Below are 20,427 nucleotides of genomic sequence, written 5' to 3'. Positions count from 1 at the left end.
GTCTGCCGAGGTAGAGCCCTGGTCAAATGACCAGGGCTCTACCTCGCGTTACCAGGGCTCTACCTCGCGCCACCACGGTTCTTTCTCGCGTGACCAGGGTTCTCCGCCGGCGGGGACCGGTCAGGTGAGGAGCAGCACGCCGACGAGGGCCGTCGTCGTGACGAGGAGCGCCGACAGCGCGCCGAGGACGAGCGCGCGCCGCCCCGTGCGCAGCAGGTACGGGACGTCCACGCCGAGCCCGAGCGCGAACATGGCGGCGACGAACGCGAGCGTCGTCGCGGTCGCGAGCGCGGCGAGCAGGGGCGCCGGCACGACGCCCAGGCTGCGCAGCGCCACCGCGGCCACGAACCCGACGACGAACCACGGCACCGGTGCGACCCGCGGCGGGGCCGCGTCCGTCGTCGTACCCGAGACGTCGCGGTGGACCGCGCCGGCGGAGCCGGCCCGGGCGAGGGCCGCTCGGCGTGCCCCGCGGGCCACGACGACGCCGGCGACCGCGACGAGCGGGGCGAGGAGGGCGACGCGCGCGAGCTTGGCGACCGTGGCGGTCGCGAGGGCGGGGTCCGAGATCGTCCCGGCGGCCGTGACGACCTGGGCGACCTCCTGCACGCTCGCGCCGATCCAGAGCCCGGCCTGGCCGTCGGTGAGGCCGACCACCGACGCGAGCCACGGCAGCGCGACGATCGCGAGCGTGCCGTAGACGGTGACGAGCGCGAGCGAGGCGGCAACGCCGTCGTCGTCCTCGCGGACCTGACCGGGGGTGCGCCCGGGGCCGGCGACGACGCCCTGCATCGCCGAGATCGCCGCGGCCCCGCAGACCGAGAACCCGGTCGCGACGAGCAGCGTGGTGACGCGCGGCACCCGGAGCGCGCGACCGAGCGCGAGCGTGCCCGTGAAGGTGACGAGGAGGGTCGTCGTGACGACGACGAGCCCCCGCCAGCCCAGCGCGAGGACCTCGGGCACCGAGAGCTGGAACCCGAGCAGCACGACGCCCGTGCGCAGGACGACGCGGGACGTCCACGCGACCCCGGGTCGGGTCGAGGCGACCGCGACCGTCCCGCGCCGGGTCCTGCCCGCCCGGCCCAGCACCGGCGCGACGACCGCACCGAGCACGAGCGCGACGACGAGCGGCGACACCGTCGGGACGAGCCGCGCCCCGAGCAGCACGACGACCGTCGCCGTGGCGACCAGCCCGAGGCCGGGCAGCAGCGCACGGGAGCCCGCGGTGCGGCGGGACGCGCTCGCCGCCGCGACGGGTGGTGTGGTGCGGGTCGTGCGGGGTGCGGGAGGGGCCATGCTCTCGAGCCTGCTGCGAGCGACGACGCCGCGGAAGAGCGATCTGCCTCGCAACCCATAGAGTGGCCCTATGGCTCAGACCTCCCGCGACCGGACCTCGCTCTCCGCGCTCGAGCTGCTCGTCGCGACCGACTCGCACGGTTCGATCAGCGCCGCGGCGCGGTCCCTCGGAGTAGCCCAGCCGACGGCGTCGGCGGGGCTGCGCGCGCTGGAGCGCCGCCTCGGGCTCGAGCTCCTCGAGCGCACGACGCGCGGCTCCCGGCTCACGGAGACGGGCCGCGCCACCGCCGCGTGGGCGCGGGAGGTGATCGAGGCGTCGGACCGCTTCGAGACCTCGGTCGCCGCGCTGCGCGACGCCCCGGCCGCCCGGGTGCGTGTCGCGGCGAGCCTCACGGTCGCCGAGTACCTGGCGCCCCGCTGGCTCGCGCGCCTGGCGCTCGAGGGGTCGGGCCCCGGTGGGGGAGCGCCCGACGTCGAGCTCGTCGTGCGCAACTCGCGCGAGGTGACCGACCTCGTCCTCGACGGCGCCGTGGAGCTGGGCTTCGTCGAGAGCGCGACGCTGCGTCGGGGGCTGCGCAGTCGCACCGTGGCGCACGACCGGCTCGTCGTCGTCGTCGGACCGGCGCACCGGTGGGCGCGGCGGAGCGCGCTGCGGGTCGACGAGCTGCTCGCGGGCGGGCTGGTCGTGCGCGAGCGCGGCTCGGGCACGCGCGAGACGCTCGAGCGTGGTCTCGCGGCGGTCGGCCAGCGGCTTCCCGACCACCTGCCCTACCTCGGCTCCACGGCGGCGCTCAAGACGGCCGTGCAGCACGGCGGTGCCGTCGCCGTGCTGTCGAGCCTCGCCGTCGCCGACGACGTCGCGCGCGGCTCTCTGGTCCGGATCGCCGTCCCGGGGCTCGAGCTCGACCGACGTCTGCGCATGGTGTGGAAGGACGGCACCGCGCTCTCCTCGGCCGCCCGGCGTATCGCGGCCGCGGCCGCCGTCTCCTCGGGCTGACCGGTCCCCGCCCCGGGGCGCTGTGGCGCCTCAGCGCACCGACGCGTCCCAGCGCCAGCGCGTGCGCTGCTGCCGGCCGGGCAGCTCGCCGCGCCCGGTCGCCCACAGGAGCAGGAGGTCCGGGTCCTCGTCCGGTCCCGGGTCGACGTCCGGGAAGAGCCGTGCGAGCACCCGCGGCGCGAGGCCCGCGGGGAACGGCACGTGCTCGCCCGCGAGCCCGAGCAGGACGTCGTGGCCGTGCACGAGCACCTCGACGACGCCCATCGCCGCGAAGCCGGCGGCGTCGGAGGTCCCGTAGGGGTGGTAGGCGCGCGCGGCCACCGGCCGCGTCTCGGCGAGGGTCGCGAGCAGCTCGCCGCCGCCGAGCAGCGCCTCGCACAGGCCCGCCGTCCCCGCCGCGCGGTCGACGTGCGCGATCTCGTCCTCCCCGCGCGGCCCGACGAGCGGCACGTACGCGAGGCGTGGGAGCGCGGCGAGCTGGAGGGCATAGGCGAGCAGGTCGTCCACGACGTGCTCCGCCGTCGTCCAGCACGACCACCGCACCGGACCTGCCTGCGCGTCGAAGGCCGACACGGGGTGCTGGACGAGGTGGTCCGTGAGCCAGCGCGCCGCCGTCCGGACGTCGTCGCCCGTCACGGCGTCCGGGGAGCGGTCGGGACGGGTGCTCACGCGCTGTCCGGCGGGGCTGCCACCACGTCGGCCCGCCAGCACTCGGCGCGGTACGGCAGGTCCACCTCGGCGCGCCCCGCGAGGTCCGGGTGGGTCGCGACGAGGTCGTCGATCTCGCCGAGCAGCTCCTCCCGGCGTGCGTCGGGAAGCGTCAGGAGGTAGCTGCGCGACGCGGCGAGCGGGCGGAGCGACGACGTCGGGACGCGGTCGGCCCAGGGCACCGTGCGGTGCTCGGGCGGGGTGAAGAGCTGCCCGGCGAGCAGGGGCTCGCGGTAGCTGTGCTCGAGGGTGTCGCCCCGGTGGATGATCTCCGTGAACCGGTCGACCCAGTCGACCGCGTCGTCCCGCACGTTCCACACGATGCCGAGGCGCCCGCCGGGGCGCAGCACGCGCGCGATCTCGGGCTGGGCGGCGGGGGAGAACCAGTGCCACGCCTGGGCGACGAGCACGGCGTCGACGCTCGCGTCGGGGAGCGGGATCGACTCGGCGGAGCCGGGCAGGGCCTGCGCGCCCGGGACGGACTCCGCGAGGCGCGCACGCATCGCGTCGGAGGGTTCGACGGCGACGACGTCCAGCCCGCGGGCGACGAGCCGCTCGGTGAGCTTCCCCGTGCCCGCGGCGAGGTCGAGGACGCGGCGGGCGCCGTCGGGCAGGAGCCAGTCGACCGCCTCGTCCGGGTAGGAGGGCCGCGTGGACGCGTACTGGGCGGCGCCCTGCTCGAACGACGCGGCGCGGTCGGCGTGCGAGCCGGGGTCGGGGGAGTCTCCTGCGCTCATGCCTCGACGGTGCCAGACGGCGGCGGTGCGCGTCGACCCGGAGGCGCGCTCCGCGTGCCCGAGCTCGGCGGTTCGGGTCGCATTTGGTCCGCGTCGTCATGTCCGGTAATGTTCTCGGCCGGTGGGACCTCCACAAGAGGGAGCCAGGGGACGAGTCTCGACTCGTCGTGACGGCTCTCCGACGGTGGCTGGTTACCCCCTTGGGGTATGGTGTAATTGGCAGCACGAGTGATTCTGGTTCACTTAGTCTAGGTTCGAGTCCTGGTACCCCAGCGAAGAGCTCCGGCTCAGATCGAGCGGTCAAGACCGCCCGAAACATGAGGTAGAGTTCTCGACGGAGAAACGGACCGGAAACGGTACGAAGATCCACAGGCCCCCATCGTCTAGCGGCCTAGGACGTCGCCCTCTCACGGCGGTAACACGGGTTCAAATCCCGTTGGGGGTACAGAGAAAGGCCCGGTCACCATCACGGTGACCGGGCCTTTGTCGTGGGCGCAGGGGCTTTCAGCGCCGCGCGACGCGACGTCTCGCGCTGCTGCGCGCGCCGGTGTGACGAAGGTCGCGGGCGAGGCCGTGGAGGTCGATCGTCGTGCGGGCACGACCCTTCGTGCGGTCCCCGAGATGCCGTCAGGGCGCGCCGTCGCGACCCGGGCCGGGCTCGTAGGGCTTCGGGATCGGCGTCGGCGTGGGGCGCGGGTGGATGACGGGCACGTAGGTCGCCCGGTGCTCGCCGGAGACCGCCCAGCCGGGCTCGTCGTCCCCGTGGGCCTCGTCGTCCCAGCGGTCGTGCCCGGCGTCGTGCCGTGCGCCCTCGCGGCGCCCGGTGACGGGGAGCGGTTGGGTCGGGCCGCTCGACTCCCCGACGGGTCTGCCCGGCACGACGACCACCGGCTCGTCGGCGCGGGGCGGGGCGGGCACGGGAGGCGTCGTCGCAGGGCTGTGCCCGTCCCACGCCGGCGCGGGGGCGACGGGCGGGGGCTCGGCCGGCTGCGGTGCGCGTGGTCCCGACGGCGGGACGGGCACCGGGGCGACGACGCTCGGCGGGGCCGGTGACGCGCTCGAGCCGCCTCCGGGCGGCGTGCCGGGGCGGCTGCCCGGCGTGAAGAGCGTGTCGCACAGGAGGCGGTAGGTCGCGTCGGGGTGGGAGACCCAGTCGATCTGGCGCAGCGCCTGGTCCTGCCCGGCGGACTCGAGGAGGAACTGCCCGTAGCCGAACACGCGCCCGACGGGCGAACGCCCGTAGTTCATGTCCGTGACCTTGGTGAGCGGCATCATCGCGACCTTGTGCGTGATGAGCCCGTACAGCAGGAGCAGGCGCTTGTCGGTGGCGACGAACCACTCGTTGCGCCACTCGAAGACCTTCCACACCAGGCGCACGGCGAGGACCAGCCACAGCCACCACAGGAACAGCACGCCGTCGCCGACGGCCGGCCCGGCCTGCACGACCAGCCAGGCGACGAGGAACGCTCCCGCGACGGTGGTCACGACCGGCTCGAGCAGCATCCCCCAGTGGTGGCGCGTGGCCACCACGACCCGCTCGCCGCTCAGCACGTAGCGGTCGAGGATCCTGCTGCGAGGACGGCCGCTGGCCACGGTCAGTCCAGGAGCGAGTTGAAGAACTGGCCGATGGAGCTGAAGGCGCCGAGGATGACGTCCCAGATGCCCTCGACGATGTCAGCGGCGCGGTCGGGGCTCCTGATGACCGCGTAGACGGCGAAGATCACGAGGACCCAGATCAGGGTCATCTTCACCTTCGGATGCATCGGGACTCCTCATGTCTCGGGTTCGGACGGTCAGGCTCGCCCCCTGCCGCCACCGAGCCGTCCGGCGCCGGGGCACGCACAGCATGGCAGCAGCCGGTCACATTTTGACAGGGCACGTCCCGTTTGCGGCCCGCGGCACGCCGACCGGGACCGACCCCGCGCCCTCGACGCGAGTCCTTCGACGCGGCGGCTACTCGCCCGCGCGGCGGAGCACCTCGGTGAGGCGGTTCGCCGCGGCGACGACGGACCCGGAGTGCAGGCGGCCGGGCTGGCGGCTCAGGCGCTCGACCGGGCCGGAGATGGAGACGGCCGCGACGACGCGACCGGACGGCCCGCGCACGGGCGCGGACACCGAGGCGACGCCGAGCTCACGCTCGGAGACGGACTGGGCCCAGCCGCGGCGTCGGACGCCCGAGAGGATCGTGGCCGTGAAGACGGCCTCGCGCAGGCCGCGGTGGAGGCGGTCGGGCTCCTCCCACGCGAGCAGGATCTGCGCCGCGGAGCCGGCGTTCATCGTGAGCGTCGCGCCGACCGGGATCGAGTCGCGCAGGCCCACCGGACGCTCGGCGGCCGCGACGCAGATGCGGTGGTCGCCCTGGCGGCGGTAGAGCTGGGCGCTCTCGCCCGTGTGGTCGCGCAGCGCGGTGAGCACGGGGTTCGCGGCAGCGAGCAGGCGGTCCTCTCCGGCCGCCGTCGCGAGCTCGTTGAGCCGAGGGCCGAGGACGAAACGGCCCTGCATGTCACGCGCGACCATGCGGTGGTGCTCGAGCGCGACCGCGAGGCGGTGCGCCGTCGGGCGGGCCAGGCCGGTGGCCGTGACGAGCTGGGCGAGGGTGGCCGGTCCGGACTCCAGGGCGCCCAGGACGGAGGCCGCCTTGTCCAGCACTCCGACTCCGCTAGTATTGTCCATAGGTCGATATTGACGTCTCACGCACTGAGATGCAAGTCCGGCACGGATGTTCCACCCGCTGGACGTTCTCCCCGGCAGGCTGCCGGACGGCGGACGATCGACCCAGGCGGTTCTCCATACCCCCCAGGAGCACCGTGACAGACGACGAGGAGATGAGCTACATGGCCGGCACGCTGGCGGAGAAGGTCTGGGACGCGCACCTGGTGCGACGAGGCACCGACGGGTCGCCCGACCTCCTCTACATCGACCTCCACCTCGTGCACGAGGTCACCAGCCCCCAGGCGTTCGAGGGGCTGCGCCTCGCGGGCCGTCAGGTGCGTCGCCCCGACCTCACGATCGCGACCGAGGACCACAACACCCCGACGCTCGACATCGACCTGCCGATCGCGGACCTCACCAGCCGCACGCAGATCGACACGCTGCGCAACAACGCGCGCGAGTTCGGCGTCCGCATCCACTCGCTCGGCGACGCCGACCAGGGCATCGTGCACCAGGTCGGCCCGCAGCTCGGGCTCACCATGCCGGGGCTGACGGTCGTGTGCGGCGACTCGCACACCTCGACCCACGGCGCGTTCGGCGCGCTCGCGTTCGGCATCGGCACCTCCGAGGTCGAGCACGTCATGGCGACCCAGACGCTCCCGCTCGCGCCCTTCAAGACGATGGCGATCAACGTCGACGGCGAGCTGCCCCCGGGTGCGACGAGCAAGGACATCATCCTCGCGATCATCGCCAAGATCGGCACCGGCGGTGGCCAGGGCTACGTCCTGGAGTACCGTGGCGAGGCCATCCGCAGCCTCTCCATGGAGGCGCGGATGACGATCTGCAACATGTCGATCGAGGCGGGCGCGCGCGCCGGCATGATCGCCCCGGACGACACGACGTTCGAGTACCTCAAGGGCCGCCCGCACGCGCCCGAGGGCGCGGACTGGGACGCGGCCGTGGAGTACTGGCGCACGCTGCGCTCCGACGACGACGCCGTCTTCGACACGGAGGTCACGCTCCGCGCGTCCGACCTCGAGCCGTTCGTCACCTGGGGCACCAACCCCGGCCAGGGCCTGCCGATCTCCGCGACCGTGCCCGTCCCCGAGGAGATCGCGGACGAGAACGAGCGCGTCGCCGCCGAGCGCGCGATCGAGTACATGGGGCTCACGCCCGGCCAGCCGCTGCGCGAGCTGCCCGTCGACACCGTGTTCATCGGGTCGTGCACCAACGGCCGCATCGAGGACCTGCGCTCGGTCGCCAAGGTCGTCCAGGGCAAGCAGAAGGCCGACAGCGTCCGCGTCCTCGTCGTCCCGGCGTCCGCGCGCGTGCGCCTCCAGGCCGAGGCCGAGGGCCTCGACAAGATCTTCCTCGACTTCGGCGCCGAGTGGCGCAACGCGGGCTGCTCCATGTGCCTCGGCATGAACCCCGACCAGCTCCAGCCGGGCGAGCGCGCCGCGTCGACGTCGAACCGCAACTTCGAGGGCCGCCAGGGCAAGGGCGGGCGCACGCACCTCGTGTCGCCGCTCGTCGCCGCCGCGACCGCGCTCCGCGGGACGCTCTCCTCGCTGAGCGACCTCGACCTGCCCGAGGGCACCGACATCACGTCCTTCGACGGCACGCCGCTCGCGCCGCTCGACCCGCACGTCCTCGTGCAGGTCTGAGCACCCGCACCGCGCCGCCCCACTCGTCGCCCCGAAGACTCGAAGAGGTACCACTCATGGAGAAGTTCACGACCCACACCGGTGTCGGCGTCCCGCTGCGCCGCAGCAACGTCGACACCGACCAGATCATCCCCGCCGTCTACCTCAAGCGCGTGACGCGCACCGGGTTCGAGGACGCGCTGTTCGCCGCCTGGCGCGGTGACCCCACGTTCGTCCTCAACCAGGACGCCTACCGCGCGGGCTCCGTCCTCGTCGCCGGCCCCGACTTCGGCACCGGCTCGTCGCGCGAGCACGCGGTGTGGGCGCTCAAGGACTACGGCTTCCGCGTCGTCCTCGCGTCGCGCTTCGCCGACATCTTCCGCGGCAACTCCGGCAAGCAGGGCCTCGTCGCCGGGATCGTCGCGCAGGAGGACATCGAGCTGCTCTGGAAGATCCTCGAGACCAACCCCGGCACCGAGGTGACCGTGGACCTGGTGAACCGCACCGCGTCCGCGCAGGACGTCACCGTGCCGTTCCAGATCGACGACTACACGCGCTGGCGCCTCATGGAGGGCCTGGACGACATCGGCCTGACCCTCCAGCACGAGGACGAGATCTCCGCGTTCGAGGCGACGCGCGCGTCGTGGCGGCCCAAGACGCTGCCCGCGAAGACGCTGCCCAAGGTCGAGATCGAGGCGGCTCGCCCGGTCTGACGCTCGTCGGCCTCTGACGAGGAGCGGGCCGGGGACGGAGACGACACGTCACCGTCCCCGGCCCGCTCCGCCGTCTCAGGGGCGGGGCGGGCCCGCGTCGATCGCGGCGAGGAGCGACTCCGGGGTCGCGGTCCCGGGGTTCCAGCGGGACTCGACCCACCAGGTGGCTCCCGCGTCGGCGAGGCCGGCGAGCTGGTCCGCCGCGGCGGACCGGTCGACCGGGAGCTCGCCCTGGACGACGACGTCGAACGGGCGGGCCGCGTCGAGGCCCAGCTCCGCGCGGCGCGTGGTGAGCCAGGCGACCAGGGCGGAGACGTCGTCGGGCGTGGGCACGTCGAAGCCGCGCTCGCCGCGGAGCTGCAGCACGATCCCGTCCGCGCGCAGCGCGCGGTCGAGCGAGCGCAGCGGCGGGCGCTCGGCGTCCCAGACGCCCACCGGCCACACGGGCACGTGGTGCCCGACCACCGGGCGCTCCACGGGCCGCGGGAGGAACAGCATCTCGCCCGCGTGCACGTGCGTGCCGTCGAACGCGAACTTCTCGCCCGACCAGGCGCGGTCGAGGTAGGCGATCGCGTCGTCGAGCAGCTCCGCGCGCTCGCGCAGGGACTGCTGCTGGCCCGGGACCGCGGAGAAGCCGCCGTCGTCGAGCACGCCCACCCCGACGGGCAGGACGAGGCGGCCGCCCGACAGGTGGTCCACGGTGAGCGCCTGTCGCACGACCTCCCACGGCCTGCGGCGGGGGAGGGCGAAGACCATCGCCCCGAGCGCGATGCGCTCGGTCCGGACCGCCGCCGCCGCGAGGACCGCCCACGGGTCGAACGTGTCGACCGGCATCGACAGCAGGCTCAGCCCGTCCCAGGAGTAGAACCCGTCCCAGCCGGACTCCTCCGCCCCGACCGCCATGTCCAGCACCTGCGCCGCGGAGCCGAAGCTCCCGACCACCCCGACCTTGATCCCCGACCCTGTCCCCGTCGTCGCTGCGCTCATCCGCCCGACGCTACGCCCCGCCACCCACACCCGAGCCCGTCGACTGCTGGGTACGTGTCGTCTCCGGGTGCGGGCGACGACACCTGCCCAGCACTCAGGGCAGCGGCGTGACGTCGAGGCGGACGATGCGGCGGCGGGCGACGTCGGTCACGGTGAGACGGCGGTCGTCGACGTCGACGTGGTCGCCCACCGTCGCCAGCCGGCCGAGCTGGGCGACGACGTACCCGGCGACCGTCTCGTACGGGCCGTCGGGCAGCGCGACGCCGGTGCGCCGCGCGAACTCCTCGATCGTCTGGCCGGCGTCGACGCTCGTCGCGGCGCCGTGCTCGCGCGCCGGGGAGGGCTCGTCGGGGTCGTACTCGTCGCGGATGTCGCCCACGAGCTCCTCGACGAGGTCCTCGAGCGTGACGATCCCGTCGGTCCCGCCGTACTCGTCGACCACGACGGCGATGTGCACGCCCTCACGGCGCATCTGTGACATCGCGGGGAGCACGGTGTTCGTCGCGGGCAGGGCGAGGATCGGGCGGACGACGTCGCGCACCGCCAGGGCGCGTCCTGTCGCCGGGTCGGTCGCCGGGTGGTCGGGGCAGTCGCGCCCGAGGAGGTCGCGCACGTGGAGGAACCCGACGACGTCGTCGAAGTCGTCCCCGGTCACGGGGTAGCGCGAGTACGGGCCCGCCGCGACGGTCGCGGCGGCCTCGGAGAGGGTCGTGTCGGCGCGCAGGAACGCGACCTCGCCGCGCGGCGTCATGGCCTCGGCGAGCGACCGGTCGCCCGCCTGGAACACGTCGTCGAGGATGCGGCGCTCGTCCTCGGGCAGCGACTCGTGCGCGAGCACGATCTCGCGCAGCTCTTCCTCGCTCATCTCCTCGCTGCGCGCCGACGGGTCGCCGCCGAGCAGGCGCACCACGCCGTCGGTCGAGCGCGAAAGCAGCCAGATCACGGGACGCATGAGCGTCGCGAACCGGTCGAGGGGTGGCCCGACGGCGAGCGCCACCCCGGCCGAGCGCTGGAGCGCGATGCGCTTGGGCACGAGCTCCCCGAGGACGAGCGAGAGGTACGCGATGACGAGCGTCAGCCCGACGAGCGCGACCGTGTCCGCGAGCCCGCTCGACAGCCCGAGGGCCTCGAGCGACGGCGCGAGGTCGGGGGCGAGCGTCGAGGCGCCGTACGCCGCGGAGAAGAACCCCGCGACGGTGACGCCGATCTGCACGGCGGCGAGGAACCGGTTGGGGTCGCGCGCGACGGCCGCGACCCGCGCGCCGCGCGCGGACTGCTTCTCGAGCCGTGCGACCTGGCTCTCGCGCAGCGAGACGAGCGCGATCTCCGTGCCCGCGAACACGCCGCCGACGAGGATGAAGAGCAGGACGAGGCCGATGTTGGCCCAGGTGCCGGAGTCCATGCTCCATCCAAGCAGGCCGCCCGGCCCGCCGCGGGATCAGCGGTCGGCGGGGTTCCGACCGTCCGTGGGCTCGGGGTCGGTCGGCTCGGGATCGGCCGAGTCGGCGTCGCCGGGGTCGGCGTCGGCCGCGTCGGAGCCCTGGGGCGCGGCCGCCGGTGCGGCGGACCCGGCCGCCGTCCCGTCGGTCGCGTCGGTCGTCGCCTCGGCGGCGGCCGGCTCGCCGTGCTTGCGGCGCGGGACGAAGTGCGCGACGAGGACGACGACGCCACCCACGAGGATGCCGACGACGGCCGAGCAGGCGGTGTTGACGAGCCAGCCCAGGAACCCGCCCACGCCCGCGACGCCGGTGACGGCGTGCTCGAGGTGGTGCACGACGTCGTACGGGCCGTGCCAGCCGAGGTCGTACGCGCCCTGCAGCAGGATGTGGCCACCGACCCAGAGCATCGCGATGATGCCGACGAACGAGATGACGGACATGACCTTGGGCATCGCGCCGACGAGCCCGCGCCCGAACGACTGGACCCACGGCGTGTCGCGCTGCGCGAGGTGCAGGCCGATGTCGTCCATCTTCACGATGAGCGCCACGACCCCGTACACGAGCACCGTGATGAGCACCGCGACGATCGCGAGGATGACGAGGCGCGACCAGAAGCCCTCGGAGGCGACCTCGTTGAGCGCGATGACCATGATCTCCGCGCTGAGGATGAAGTCGGTGCGCACCGCGCTCGACACCACCGAGTCCTCGTCGACGGCCTTCTTCTCGGCCTTCGTCTCGACCTCGGCGTGGTGTCTGCCGGAGACGAGCTCCCACACCTTCTCGGCACCCTCGAACGCGAGGTAGGTCCCGCCGAGCATGAGCAGCGGCGTGAGCAGCTGGGGCAGGAACTGGCTCAGCAGCAGGATCGCCGGGAGGATGAAGAGCAGCTTGTTGCGCAGCGACCCGACCGCGATGCGCTTGACGACGGGCAGCTCGCGCTTGGCGGCCAGCCCTTCGACGTAGCGGGGCGTGACGGCGGTGTCGTCGATGACGACCCCTGTCGCCTTGGCGCTGGCGCGCCCGGCGGCCGCGCCGACGTCGTCGATCGACGCGGCCGCGAGCTTGGCGAACGCCGCGATGTCGTCCAGGAGTGCAGCGAGTCCGAAGGCCATGGGGAGGTGCTCCGTGCGCCGGCCCGCGTCGCCGCGCACGGGCCCGCTGGTCGAGTGGACGCGGCGGCAGCATCGTAGCGAGTGCCGGTCCCGCGGCGTCGCACCCGCCCACGGCGGTCGTGAGCCTCGTGCTCAGGGCGTCGCGGCGCGCGTCACGACGTTCACGAGGTGCGGCGCGCGCACGACGACGCGCACGACCTCGCGCCCGGCGGTCGCCCGGGCGACGCCGGTCGTCGCGAGCGCGAGGTCGCGCAGCGTGCGCTCGTCGACGTCCGCGGGTACGGGCACCCGGTCACGGACCTTCCCGTCGACCTGGACCGCCGCTTCGACCTCGTCCGCGACGAGCAGCGCCGGGTCGGCGACGGGCCAGGTCGCCTCGGCCACGGACGGCTCGCGCCCGAGGCGGTGCCAGGCCTCCTCGGCCGTGTGGGGCGCGAACAGGCTGAGCAGGACCGCGACCGCCTCGGCGGCCTCGCGGACGGCGGCCAGGTGCGGCGCGTCGGGCTCGCCCGGCGCCGGGCCGGCGTCGGACGCCCGCCGCGCGGCGGTGACGAGCTCCATGACGCGCGCGACCACCACGTTGAACCGGCTCCGGTCGAGCAGGTCCTGCGCCTCGTGCACGGTCCGGTGCGTGGCCCGACGCAGCGCGAGCGCGCGCGACCCGGGCACGACGTCGCCCCGCGCCCCGGGGCCGGTCGCGCCCGACCCGGAGCCCGGGCCGACGGCGTCCGCGAGCCGCAGCACGCGCGCGCAGAACCGCCGCATGGCGCCGGGGTCGACGTCCGCCCAGTCCACGTCGTCCTCCGGCGGCCCGGCGAACACCATCGCGAGGCGGACCGCGTCGGCGCCGTGCCGGTCGAGCTGCTCGCCCAGGTCGACGCCGTTGCAGAGCGACTTGCTCATCGCGCGCCCACCGTTGAGGACCTGCCCCTGGTTGAGCAGCGTCGCGAACGGCTCGACGACGTCCACCCACCCCTCGTCGTGCAGGAACTTCGTGACGAACCTGCTGTACAGCAGGTGCAGGATCGCGTGCTCGACGCCGCCGACGTACTGCGCCGCGGGCATCCACCGCCGCGTGTCCTCGGGTCGGAACGGGACGTCGTCGGGCGGGCCGTCGGCGCCCAGCGAGCAGTACCGCAGGAAGTACCAGGACGAGTCCACGAAGGTGTCGAGCGTGTCCGGGTCGCGCTCCGCGTCCGCGCCGCAGCGCGGGCACGGCACGCGCCGCCACGCGTCGGCGGCCGGGGACGCGAGCGGCGAGCGGCCACGCGGGAGCAGGTCGTCGCCGGCCAGGTCGGGCAGCCGCACGGGCAGCTCGTCGTCGGGGACGGGCACGACGCCGCACGCGGGGCAGTGCACGACCGGCACCGGGGCGCCCCAGTAGCGCTGGCGCGAGACCAGCCAGTCCCGCAGCCGGTACGACGTCGCGCGCTCGCCCGCGCCGTCGGCCTCCAGCCGTGTGATCGCGTCGTCGACGTCGGGCCACGTCTCGCCCGACCCCGCGGGCAGGCCGTGGGCGGCGGCGAAGCGCGCGTCGCGGTCGTCGTGCGCGGGCACGCCCATGACCGCGCCCGTCCCGCAGCCGGGCAGCACGTGGTCCGCCGCCCAGACGGGCAGCCGCTCGCCCGTCACCGGGTGGCGCACCCACGCGCCCAGGAACGTCCCGACGCTCGGGCGCTGCGCGTTCGTCCGCTCGATCTCCCCGGACGCCAGCGCGGCCTCCCGATGCCGGGCGAGCGCGTCCGCGCGCTCGGGCGTGCACAGCGCCGCAGCGAGCGACCCGTCCGGCGCGACGGCGACGAACGTCGCGCCGGGCAGGGTGTCGGGGCGCGTCGTGAACACCTCGACGTGCTCCGGGGTCGCGCCCCCGCCGGGCGACGCGCTCGCGGCCGGGCGCGGACCGCCGTCGGGCACGACCGCGAAGCGCACGCGCGCGCCGGTGCTGCGCCCGACCCAGTTCCGCTGCATCGTCAGGACGCGTGCGGGCCATGCGCCGTCGAGCGCGTCCATGTCGTCGAGCAGGCGGTCGGCGTACGCGGTGACGCGCACGAACCACTGCGTGAGCTCGCGCTGCACGACCGTCGACCCGCACCGCTCGCACCGCCCGCCCACGACCTGCTCGTTCGCGAGCACGGTCTGGTCGGCCGGGCACCAGTTCACCGGGGCGGTCGCGCGGTAGGCGAGGTCGCGCTCCAGCAGCCGCAGGAACAGCCACTGCGTCCAGCGGTAGTACTCCGGGCGGTGGGTCTCCAGCCGGCGCGACCAGTCGAACGACACCCCGTACCGGTGCGCCGTCGCGGCCTGCGTCGCGATGTTCGTCTCGGTGAAGACGGCGGGGTTCTCACCGCGGCGGATCGCCGCGTTCTCGGCGGGCAGCCCGAACGAGTCCCAGCCGATCGGGTTGAGCACGTCGAACCCGCGCAGGCGCCAGTACCGCGCGACGACGTCCTCCAGCGCGAACACCTCGGCGTGGCCCATGTGCAGGTCGCCCGAGGGGTAGGGGAACATCGTCAGCAGGTACCGGTGGGCTCGCGAGCCGTCGTCGCGCGCGCGGAACGTGCCGTGCTCGGCCCAGTACCGCCGCCAGCGGTCCTCGATCTCGCGCGTCGACGAGGGCGGCGGGGGCACGGCGGGGTGGGGTGGGTGTGCGGCGTCCACGGGGAGGCTCCTCGAGAAGGTGGGCTTCGTCGTCGGGCACTTGCCCGGTCCCGTGGGGACGCGCGGGCATCGCCGCGCTGAGCGTGCCCGCCCGGCGGGCTCAGCGCGGCCGGCGAAGGAGGAGCCGCAGGTGTCGCATCCCGGACATCGTGACCCGCCCGACGGCGCCCGGTCAACCCTCGCGGGCCCCGCAGGTGTGGCGGACGTCGCCCGCGCGGGCGCGCCACGGCCGATCCTGCGCCAGTAGGCTTGAGGCCATGGCATCCCACTACGACGTCGTCGTCCTCGGTGCAGGTCCCGGTGGTTACGTGGCCGCGATCCGTGCAGCCCAGCTGGGCCTGTCGGTCGCGGTCGTGGAGGAGAAGTACTGGGGTGGGGTGTGCCTCAACGTGGGCTGCATCCCGTCCAAGGCGCTCCTGCGCAACGCCGAGCTCGCGCACATCTTCCAGCACGACGCGAAGACCTTCGGCATCTCCGGAGAGGTCAGCTTCGACTTCGGCGCGGCGTTCGACCGCTCGCGCACCGTCGCGGAGGGGCGCGTCAAGGGCGTGCACTTCCTCATGAAGAAGAACAAGATCACCGAGTACGACGGCCGCGGCACGTTCCGCGACGCGCACACGCTCGACGTGAAGCTCGCCGACGGCTCGACCGACCAGGTGACGTTCGACAACGTCATCATCGCGACCGGCTCGAAGGTGCGCCTGCTCCCCGGCGTCGAGCTGTCCGAGAACGTCGTCACGTACGAGAAGCAGATCCTCACGCGCGACCTGCCCCGCTCCATCGCCATCGTCGGCGCGGGCGCGATCGGCATGGAGTTCGGCTACGTCCTCAAGAACTACGGCGTGGACGTCACGATCATCGAGTTCCTCGACCGCGCGCTGCCCAACGAGGACGCCGACGTGTCGAAGGAGATCGCCAAGCAGTACAAGAAGCTCGGCGTCAACCTGCTCACGTCGACCGCCGTCCAGACGGTCACCGACAACGGCGCGAACGGCGTCACGGTCACCTACAAGGGCGTCAAGGACGACAAGCCGGGCGAGCTCGTCGTCGACAAGGTCCTCATGGCCGTCGGCTTCGCGCCCAACGTCGAGGGCTTCGGCCTCGAGAACACCGGCGTCCAGCTCACCGAGCGCGGCGCCATCGCGATCGACGACGTCATGCGCACCAACGTCGAGCACGTCTACGCCATCGGCGACGTCACCGCGAAGCTCATGCTCGCGCACGTCGCGGAGGCGCAGGGCGTCGTCGCGGCCGAGACCATCGGCGGCGCCGAGACCCTCACGCTCGGCGACTACCGCATGATGCCGCGCGCGACGTTCTGCCAGCCGCAGGTCGCGAGCTTCGGCCTCACCGAGCAGCAGGCCCGCGACGAGGGCTACAAGGTCAAGGTTGCGACCTTCCCGTTCATGGCGAACGGCAAGGCCCACGGCCTCGGCGACCCGACCGGCTTCGTCAAGCTCATCTCCGACGAGACCTACGGCGAGCTGCTCGGCGGCCACCTCATCGGTCCCGACGCGTCCGAGCTGCTGCCCGAGCTCACGCTCGCGCAGAAGTGGGACCTCACGGTCTACGACGTCGCGCGCAACGTGCACACCCACCCGACGCTGTCCGAGGCCGTCCAGGAGTCGATCCACGGCCTCGCGGGACACATGATCAACTTCTGACCCGTCAGACGCGGTCGCCCGCACGGGCGGCCAGCCGAGCCGAGGCCCGGACCTGCTAGTTCCAGGTCCGGGCCTTGTGCTGTCCGGCGCCCGTGCGCGCGCCGGGGGACGACGTGCCCTCGCGCTCCCTCGGAGGGGAGGCAGACGGTCCGCCAGACGACCCGCCGGTGCAGCTAGGTGAGCGTCCGCGTCACGTGCTCGAGCCAGCGGGCGACGGTGGCCAGCTCGTCGGGGGTGAAGCCGTCGGTGAGGCGGTCGTTCAGCTCGGCGAGCGCGGCGCGGACGTCGTCGAGCGCAGCGGTGCCGGTGGGCGTGAGGTCCAGCCGGACGGTGCGTCGGTCGTCGGGGTCGGTGCGGCGGCGCACGAGGTCGGCGCGCTCCATGCGGGCGAGCAGGCCGCTGGTGCCGGCGGGGGAGGCCTGCAGCGCGGCCGTCACCTCGCCGATCGTCGCGCCGGGGTGGTCGGCGAGGTGCAGCAGCACGCCGGCAGCGGGGGCGCCGAATCCCTGGCCGCCGTTCCCGGAGACGTGTGCGCTGCCGCGCCGCGCGATCCAGCGCCGCATCTGGCGCTCCGCCGCGGTGGTCAGGAACACCAGCCGCGGCGGGCGGCGCGTCATCGTCGCGGCTTCCTGGCAGGGAAGCGGACGTTGCCGTCCTCCTGCGCCGGGGCGGCCCCCGCGCGGGCGTCGAGCCAGGCGAGGAGCTCGGGCCAGAGCGTGTCGCGCAGGCCCCGGCGGAAGAAGCCCAGGTGGCCGATCCTCTCCACGCCGCCGTCGGCGGGGCTCCACGTCCGTCGCTCGACGCGAGCGGCCGTGAGGCGGTCGGTGATCGCGTCGATCTGGGCGGGGGTGGCCCACGGGTCGTCGGTGAACCCGACGGCGAGGACGTCGCCGGAGACCCGTGCGGCGTCCGGCGCGGCGTGCATGGTCGGGTCGTCGAAGAAGTAGCCCGGCAGGGTCGACCAGCGGCCCCACTCGAGCATCGCGGCGGCGGGCATGTCCTCCCCGAGGCTCAGGCGACGGCCGGGGACGTAGCCGAGCACCCGGGCCGTCGCGGGGCCGAGCACCCGCAGGATCAGTCGGACGCGCGCCCGCTCGGCGCGGTCGGGGACCGTGGACGTCGAGGCGACGTGGGACGCGACCGTGACGAACCCGGCCAGGCCCCGGGAGCCCCGTCCGAGCGCGAGCGCGTGCCCGCCGATGCTGTGCCCGACGGCGAGCTGCGGCACGTCGCCGAACCGCGGGCGGGCCCACGCGGCGACCGCGGGGACGTCGTCGGCCATCCAGTCGCGCATGCGCAGGCCGCGGTGGGCGCGCGGGCTGCCGGACCGGCCGGTGCCGCGGTAGTCGTAGGTGACGGCCACGTACCCGTGGGCGGCGAGGAACTCCGCGAACCCCGTGTACAGGCGCTCGGGGACCGCCGTCGCCGGGTGGATCACGACGACGCCGCGGGGCGACTCCTCGGCGGGCTTGCGCACCGTGCCGACGACCCGGCCGCCCGCCGGGATCTGGATCCGCAGCTCCTCGGAGTCCACCGCCGCCGGGTCGTCGTTTCGCATGCGAAGTACCCTAGCGGGCCCGCCGGGCACGTTGTCGAGCGGCCGAGAACGGGTCGTGTGTGGCACGCTTCCGTCGTGGATCCGCCGAGCCGGCCGCGACAGGGCTTCTGGTACCAGGTGCGGCGACCGTTCCGAGCCCTCGGGCGCGGCACCGCCAGAGTCCTGGAGCTCGTCGACCTCGTCAGCGTCGTCGTGAACGTCGGGCGCGGCGTCGTCTGGCTCGTCCGGGGCGTGGGGCGCGTCGTGGCACGCGCCGTCGACTGGTGACGGCCCGCACTCGGACCGAAAGCCCGCCTGCGACCGCGCCGGACGGCCTCGACGACGGCGAACGAGACGCCACGACGACAGGGGAGACCGGCCAGCACATGACACTGACGCTTGAACCGATCCTGCGCAGCGGGCTCATCGACCCCGCGGAGGCTCTCGTGATCCGGCACGCCTTCGTCAAGGAGCACGAGGACACGGGCCTGCCGGGCATCCACGCGGACTCGACCGATGACGAGATCCTGGCGTACACACGCCGGCAGTCCGCGTCGCCGCGGATCTTCCCGGCCGCTCCGCCGGGCATCTGGGTCGTGTTCGTCCGCGAGGGCGGCGACCGGGCGCGGCTGTGGTCGGTCCTGGAGAACCGCGGTGAGGTCGCGAACGACGGGGCCCTCCGCACGTTCGACCTGGTCGCGTCCGAGCGGCTCGCGGACCTGAGGGACCGGTTGGTGATCGGTTGGCGGTCGCCGCGCACGTGGCGGCTCAACGGCCCGACCGCGGCGGGCTACCCGGTCATGGAGATCGCCGACGCGCGGCCCGTGCCGTTCCCCGGGTTCGACCGGCTCGTGCTGGACCACGCGCAGCTGCAGGCGGTGATGCGCGAGCACCGCTATGCCGCGTGGCGCACGGCGCTGGCCTCCGTCGTCGGTGTCTACCTGATCACCGACACCCGCGACGGCCGGCACTACGTGGGCAAGGCCGACGGCGCGGAGAGCATCCGGCAGCGCTGGACCGCGTACGCGACCAACGGCCACGGCGGCAACGTCGAGCTGCGCACCATCGACCCGACCGGCTTCCGCTTCTCGCTGCTGCGGGTGTTCGACCCGTCGACACCGACGCGGGTGATCGACGAGGCCGAGAGCCACTTCAAGGTCGCCCTGGACTCGCGGAGGCACGGCCTGAACCGCAACTGAGCTCCGGGCGTGGTGTGGCGGTCGTGGCGCCGCAGACGCCCACTGGCCGGCAGCCCGGACCGTCACGAGGCGAGACTGCCGCGGCGCCGGTCCCCCGTGAGAGCTACCCCGACTGCTCACCCGGGGGTGATTCGCCGGAGCGCCCGGATTCCTAGCGTTGCTGGTGGTCGCCCAGCCGGGCGGTCAGGCACAGCGACGGAGGCCCGCATGAGCACGACGACCACGACACCTCGCCCCCGGACCCGGGAGGACGACGGCCCCGGACCGGCGTCCCGCTTCCTGCGGCACCCCCTGACGTGGATGCTGATCGGCGTGGTCGGCGTCGCCCTCGTCGGGGGTCTGACGGCGTCGGCCGAACAGTTCCTGCTGCTTCCCGTGCTGGGCGCGGCGCTCGCGGTCGTCGTCTACCGGGTGGTCATGCGGTGCGTCGCCCACCGCCGCACGCCCGAGCTCGCGGGCCGCCGCGCCGTGCCGGAGGCTCTGCTGGGCGCCGCGGTCGGGCTCGGCTTCGTCGCGGTGTCCGCGGCCGTCGTCACGGCCCTCGGCGGCTACACGTTCCGCGTCGCCGACGGCGACCTCCTCGCGGTGGTGGCACCGATCGTCGCGGTGACCGTCGGCGCCGCCGTCACCGAGGAGCTCATGTTCCGTGGCTTCGCTCTTCAGGCGCTCGAGCGTCTGCTCGGGAGCTGGGTCGCGCTGGGGATCACGGCCCTGTTCTTCGGTCTGACGCACCTGTTCAACCCCGCCGCGACCCCGTGGAGCGCGCTGGCGATCGCGATCGAGGCGGGCGGACTGCTCGGCGCCGCCTTCCTTTGGCGTCGGAACCTGTGGTTCGCCATCGGCCTGCACCTCGCCTGGAACGCCACGATCGCGCTGCTCGGCATCCCCGTCTCGGGGCACGCCTCCGCGGGCCTGCTGGTCGCCGACGTCTCGGGGCCGAGCCTGCTGACGGGCGGAGCGTTCGGCATCGAGGGATCGGTGGTGACCGTGGTGCTCGGCGCGCTGATCGCCGTCCCGATGCTCGTGCTCGCGCGCCGGCGTGGGACGTGGGTCCCGGCCCGCCGTCGTCGCCCGTAGGCTCGGGC

19 protein-coding genes and 2 tRNA genes are annotated in these 20,427 nt (G+C 74.1%); 9 read left to right on the top strand and 12 right to left on the bottom strand.

Annotated features, from left to right (window positions below):
- Nucleotides 1–120: 120 nt before the first annotated feature.
- Nucleotides 121–1,296: a YeiH family protein gene (locus JOE63_RS15470; RefSeq protein ID WP_204542472.1), complete on the bottom strand. Its 1,176-nt coding sequence runs from the start codon at nucleotides 1,294–1,296 to the stop codon at nucleotides 121–123.
- Between the two features lie 70 nt (nucleotides 1,297–1,366).
- Here JOE63_RS15470 and JOE63_RS15465 point away from each other — a divergent pair, with 70 nt between their 5' ends.
- A complete protein-coding gene (locus tag JOE63_RS15465) occupies nucleotides 1,367–2,293 on the top strand; it encodes a LysR family transcriptional regulator (protein WP_204542470.1) in 927 nt (308 codons plus the stop codon).
- Nucleotides 2,294–2,323: 30 nt separating this feature from the next.
- On the opposite strand, the gene JOE63_RS15460 is transcribed toward JOE63_RS15465, so the two are convergent.
- The gene (locus JOE63_RS15460; RefSeq protein ID WP_204542468.1) at nucleotides 2,324–2,962 is read right to left on the bottom strand and encodes a hypothetical protein; all 639 of its coding nucleotides are present in this window, start codon (nucleotides 2,960–2,962) and stop codon (nucleotides 2,324–2,326) included.
- Nucleotides 2,959–3,738 carry a class I SAM-dependent methyltransferase gene (locus JOE63_RS15455; protein ID WP_204542466.1) on the bottom strand — a complete coding sequence of 260 codons (780 nt, stop codon included), beginning with the start codon at nucleotides 3,736–3,738 and terminating at the stop codon, nucleotides 2,959–2,961. The genes JOE63_RS15460 and JOE63_RS15455 overlap by 4 nt, the downstream gene beginning before the upstream one ends.
- A 201-nt stretch (nucleotides 3,739–3,939) precedes the next feature.
- Here JOE63_RS15455 and JOE63_RS15450 point away from each other — a divergent pair.
- A tRNA-Gln gene (locus JOE63_RS15450) sits at nucleotides 3,940–4,011 on the top strand.
- A 99-nt stretch (nucleotides 4,012–4,110) separates the two neighbouring features.
- A tRNA-Glu gene (locus tag JOE63_RS15445) sits at nucleotides 4,111–4,183 on the top strand.
- Between the two features lie 182 nt (nucleotides 4,184–4,365).
- Here the strand turns inward: JOE63_RS15445 and JOE63_RS15440 are convergent.
- The 3 genes from JOE63_RS15440 to JOE63_RS15430 all read right to left on the bottom strand — a co-directional run bounded on the left by JOE63_RS15440 (nucleotide 4,366) and on the right by JOE63_RS15430 (nucleotide 6,411).
- A complete protein-coding gene (locus tag JOE63_RS15440) occupies nucleotides 4,366–5,331 on the bottom strand; it encodes a PH domain-containing protein (RefSeq protein WP_204542464.1) in 966 nt (321 codons plus the stop codon).
- Between the two features lie 2 nt (nucleotides 5,332–5,333).
- Nucleotides 5,334–5,501 (bottom strand): hypothetical protein, encoded by a 168-nt coding sequence (locus JOE63_RS15435; protein WP_167550992.1) that lies wholly within the window; start codon nucleotides 5,499–5,501, stop codon nucleotides 5,334–5,336.
- A 190-nt stretch (nucleotides 5,502–5,691) separates the two neighbouring features.
- A complete protein-coding gene (locus JOE63_RS15430) occupies nucleotides 5,692–6,411 on the bottom strand; it encodes an IclR family transcriptional regulator (RefSeq protein ID WP_024840729.1) in 720 nt (239 codons plus the stop codon).
- Between the two features lie 161 nt (nucleotides 6,412–6,572).
- On the opposite strand from JOE63_RS15430, the gene leuC reads away from it, so the two are divergent.
- Both leuC and leuD read left to right on the top strand, forming a co-directional pair.
- The gene (gene leuC, locus JOE63_RS15425) at nucleotides 6,573–8,054 is read left to right on the top strand and encodes a 3-isopropylmalate dehydratase large subunit (RefSeq protein WP_204543772.1); all 1,482 of its coding nucleotides are present in this window, start codon (nucleotides 6,573–6,575) and stop codon (nucleotides 8,052–8,054) included.
- A 56-nt stretch (nucleotides 8,055–8,110) separates the two neighbouring features.
- A complete protein-coding gene (leuD, locus tag JOE63_RS15420) occupies nucleotides 8,111–8,746 on the top strand; it encodes a 3-isopropylmalate dehydratase small subunit (RefSeq protein ID WP_087469387.1) in 636 nt (211 codons plus the stop codon).
- A gap of 75 nt (nucleotides 8,747–8,821) precedes the next feature.
- Here leuD and JOE63_RS15415 read toward each other — a convergent pair whose 3' ends face one another.
- The 4 genes from JOE63_RS15415 to JOE63_RS15400 form a co-directional block, all read right to left on the bottom strand.
- A complete protein-coding gene (locus tag JOE63_RS15415; protein ID WP_239576725.1) occupies nucleotides 8,822–9,733 on the bottom strand; it encodes an LLM class flavin-dependent oxidoreductase in 912 nt (303 codons plus the stop codon).
- A 94-nt stretch (nucleotides 9,734–9,827) separates the two neighbouring features.
- On the bottom strand, nucleotides 9,828–11,135 hold the full coding sequence (locus JOE63_RS15410; RefSeq protein WP_087469385.1) for a hemolysin family protein: 1,308 nt from the start codon (nucleotides 11,133–11,135) through the stop codon (nucleotides 9,828–9,830).
- A gap of 36 nt (nucleotides 11,136–11,171) precedes the next feature.
- Nucleotides 11,172–12,284, bottom strand: coding sequence for a DUF808 domain-containing protein (locus JOE63_RS15405; protein WP_087472436.1), 1,113 nt, complete (start codon nucleotides 12,282–12,284; stop codon nucleotides 11,172–11,174).
- Between the two features lie 132 nt (nucleotides 12,285–12,416).
- Nucleotides 12,417–14,942: a leucine--tRNA ligase gene (locus JOE63_RS15400; protein WP_374059048.1), complete on the bottom strand. Its 2,526-nt coding sequence runs from the start codon at nucleotides 14,940–14,942 to the stop codon at nucleotides 12,417–12,419.
- Nucleotides 14,943–15,199: 257 nt separating this feature from the next.
- On the opposite strand from JOE63_RS15400, the gene lpdA reads away from it, so the two are divergent.
- Complete coding sequence (gene lpdA / locus JOE63_RS15395) at nucleotides 15,200–16,606, top strand: dihydrolipoyl dehydrogenase (protein WP_204542462.1); 1,407 nt, start codon at nucleotides 15,200–15,202, stop codon at nucleotides 16,604–16,606.
- Nucleotides 16,607–16,779: 173 nt separating this feature from the next.
- Here lpdA and JOE63_RS15390 read toward each other — a convergent pair whose 3' ends face one another.
- Both JOE63_RS15390 and JOE63_RS15385 read right to left on the bottom strand, forming a co-directional pair.
- Entirely contained in the window at nucleotides 16,780–17,223 is a 444-nt protein-coding gene (locus JOE63_RS15390) for a MarR family winged helix-turn-helix transcriptional regulator (RefSeq protein WP_087469382.1), read from the bottom strand.
- Nucleotides 17,220–18,164 (bottom strand): alpha/beta hydrolase family protein, encoded by a 945-nt coding sequence (locus JOE63_RS15385; RefSeq protein WP_204542460.1) that lies wholly within the window; start codon nucleotides 18,162–18,164, stop codon nucleotides 17,220–17,222. The genes JOE63_RS15390 and JOE63_RS15385 overlap by 4 nt, the downstream gene beginning before the upstream one ends.
- 75 nt (nucleotides 18,165–18,239) lie before the next feature.
- Here JOE63_RS15385 and JOE63_RS15380 point away from each other — a divergent pair, with 75 nt between their 5' ends.
- The 3 genes from JOE63_RS15380 (at nucleotide 18,240) to JOE63_RS15370 (ending at nucleotide 20,419) form a co-directional block, all read left to right on the top strand.
- Nucleotides 18,240–18,431, top strand: a complete 192-nt coding sequence (locus tag JOE63_RS15380; protein WP_157759425.1) for a hypothetical protein — start codon at nucleotides 18,240–18,242, stop codon at nucleotides 18,429–18,431.
- A 98-nt stretch (nucleotides 18,432–18,529) separates the two neighbouring features.
- Nucleotides 18,530–19,342, top strand: a complete 813-nt coding sequence (locus JOE63_RS15375) for a GIY-YIG nuclease family protein (protein ID WP_204542459.1) — start codon at nucleotides 18,530–18,532, stop codon at nucleotides 19,340–19,342.
- A gap of 207 nt (nucleotides 19,343–19,549) precedes the next feature.
- Nucleotides 19,550–20,419, top strand: a complete 870-nt coding sequence (locus JOE63_RS15370; RefSeq protein WP_204542458.1) for a CPBP family intramembrane glutamic endopeptidase — start codon at nucleotides 19,550–19,552, stop codon at nucleotides 20,417–20,419.
- Nucleotides 20,420–20,427 lie beyond the last annotated feature (8 nt).

It is taken from the genome of Cellulosimicrobium cellulans (assembly GCF_016907755.1).
Classification (GTDB): Bacteria; Actinomycetota; Actinomycetes; order Actinomycetales; family Cellulomonadaceae; genus Cellulosimicrobium; species Cellulosimicrobium cellulans_D.
Note: the sequence above shows the minus strand (reverse complement) of the source record. Positions and strands in the feature narration are given on the sequence as shown.

What these genes read in the sequence shown, in the direction of transcription:
- JOE63_RS15455 (WP_204542466.1), bottom strand. Translation starts at nt 3,738, where the DNA reads ATGAGCGCAGGAGACTCCCCCGACCCCGGCTCGCACGCCGACCGCGCC.
- JOE63_RS15390 (WP_087469382.1), bottom strand. Translation starts at nt 17,223, where the DNA reads ATGACGCGCCGCCCGCCGCGGCTGGTGTTCCTGACCACCGCGGCGGAG.
- leuC (WP_204543772.1), top strand. Translation starts at nt 6,573, where the DNA reads ATGGCCGGCACGCTGGCGGAGAAGGTCTGGGACGCGCACCTGGTGCGA.
- JOE63_RS15430 (WP_024840729.1), bottom strand. Translation starts at nt 6,411, where the DNA reads ATGGACAATACTAGCGGAGTCGGAGTGCTGGACAAGGCGGCCTCCGTC.
- JOE63_RS15375 (WP_204542459.1), top strand. Translation starts at nt 18,530, where the DNA reads ATGACACTGACGCTTGAACCGATCCTGCGCAGCGGGCTCATCGACCCC.
- JOE63_RS15470 (WP_204542472.1), bottom strand. Translation starts at nt 1,296, where the DNA reads ATGGCCCCTCCCGCACCCCGCACGACCCGCACCACACCACCCGTCGCG.
- JOE63_RS15415 (WP_239576725.1), bottom strand. Translation starts at nt 9,733, where the DNA reads ATGAGCGCAGCGACGACGGGGACAGGGTCGGGGATCAAGGTCGGGGTG.
- leuD (WP_087469387.1), top strand. Translation starts at nt 8,111, where the DNA reads ATGGAGAAGTTCACGACCCACACCGGTGTCGGCGTCCCGCTGCGCCGC.
- JOE63_RS15410 (WP_087469385.1), bottom strand. Translation starts at nt 11,135, where the DNA reads ATGGACTCCGGCACCTGGGCCAACATCGGCCTCGTCCTGCTCTTCATC.
- JOE63_RS15405 (WP_087472436.1), bottom strand. Translation starts at nt 12,284, where the DNA reads ATGGCCTTCGGACTCGCTGCACTCCTGGACGACATCGCGGCGTTCGCC.
- lpdA (WP_204542462.1), top strand. Translation starts at nt 15,200, where the DNA reads ATGGCATCCCACTACGACGTCGTCGTCCTCGGTGCAGGTCCCGGTGGT.
- JOE63_RS15465 (WP_204542470.1), top strand. Translation starts at nt 1,367, where the DNA reads ATGGCTCAGACCTCCCGCGACCGGACCTCGCTCTCCGCGCTCGAGCTG.
- JOE63_RS15385 (WP_204542460.1), bottom strand. Translation starts at nt 18,164, where the DNA reads ATGCGAAACGACGACCCGGCGGCGGTGGACTCCGAGGAGCTGCGGATC.
- JOE63_RS15370 (WP_204542458.1), top strand. Translation starts at nt 19,550, where the DNA reads ATGAGCACGACGACCACGACACCTCGCCCCCGGACCCGGGAGGACGAC.
- JOE63_RS15435 (WP_167550992.1), bottom strand. Translation starts at nt 5,501, where the DNA reads ATGCATCCGAAGGTGAAGATGACCCTGATCTGGGTCCTCGTGATCTTC.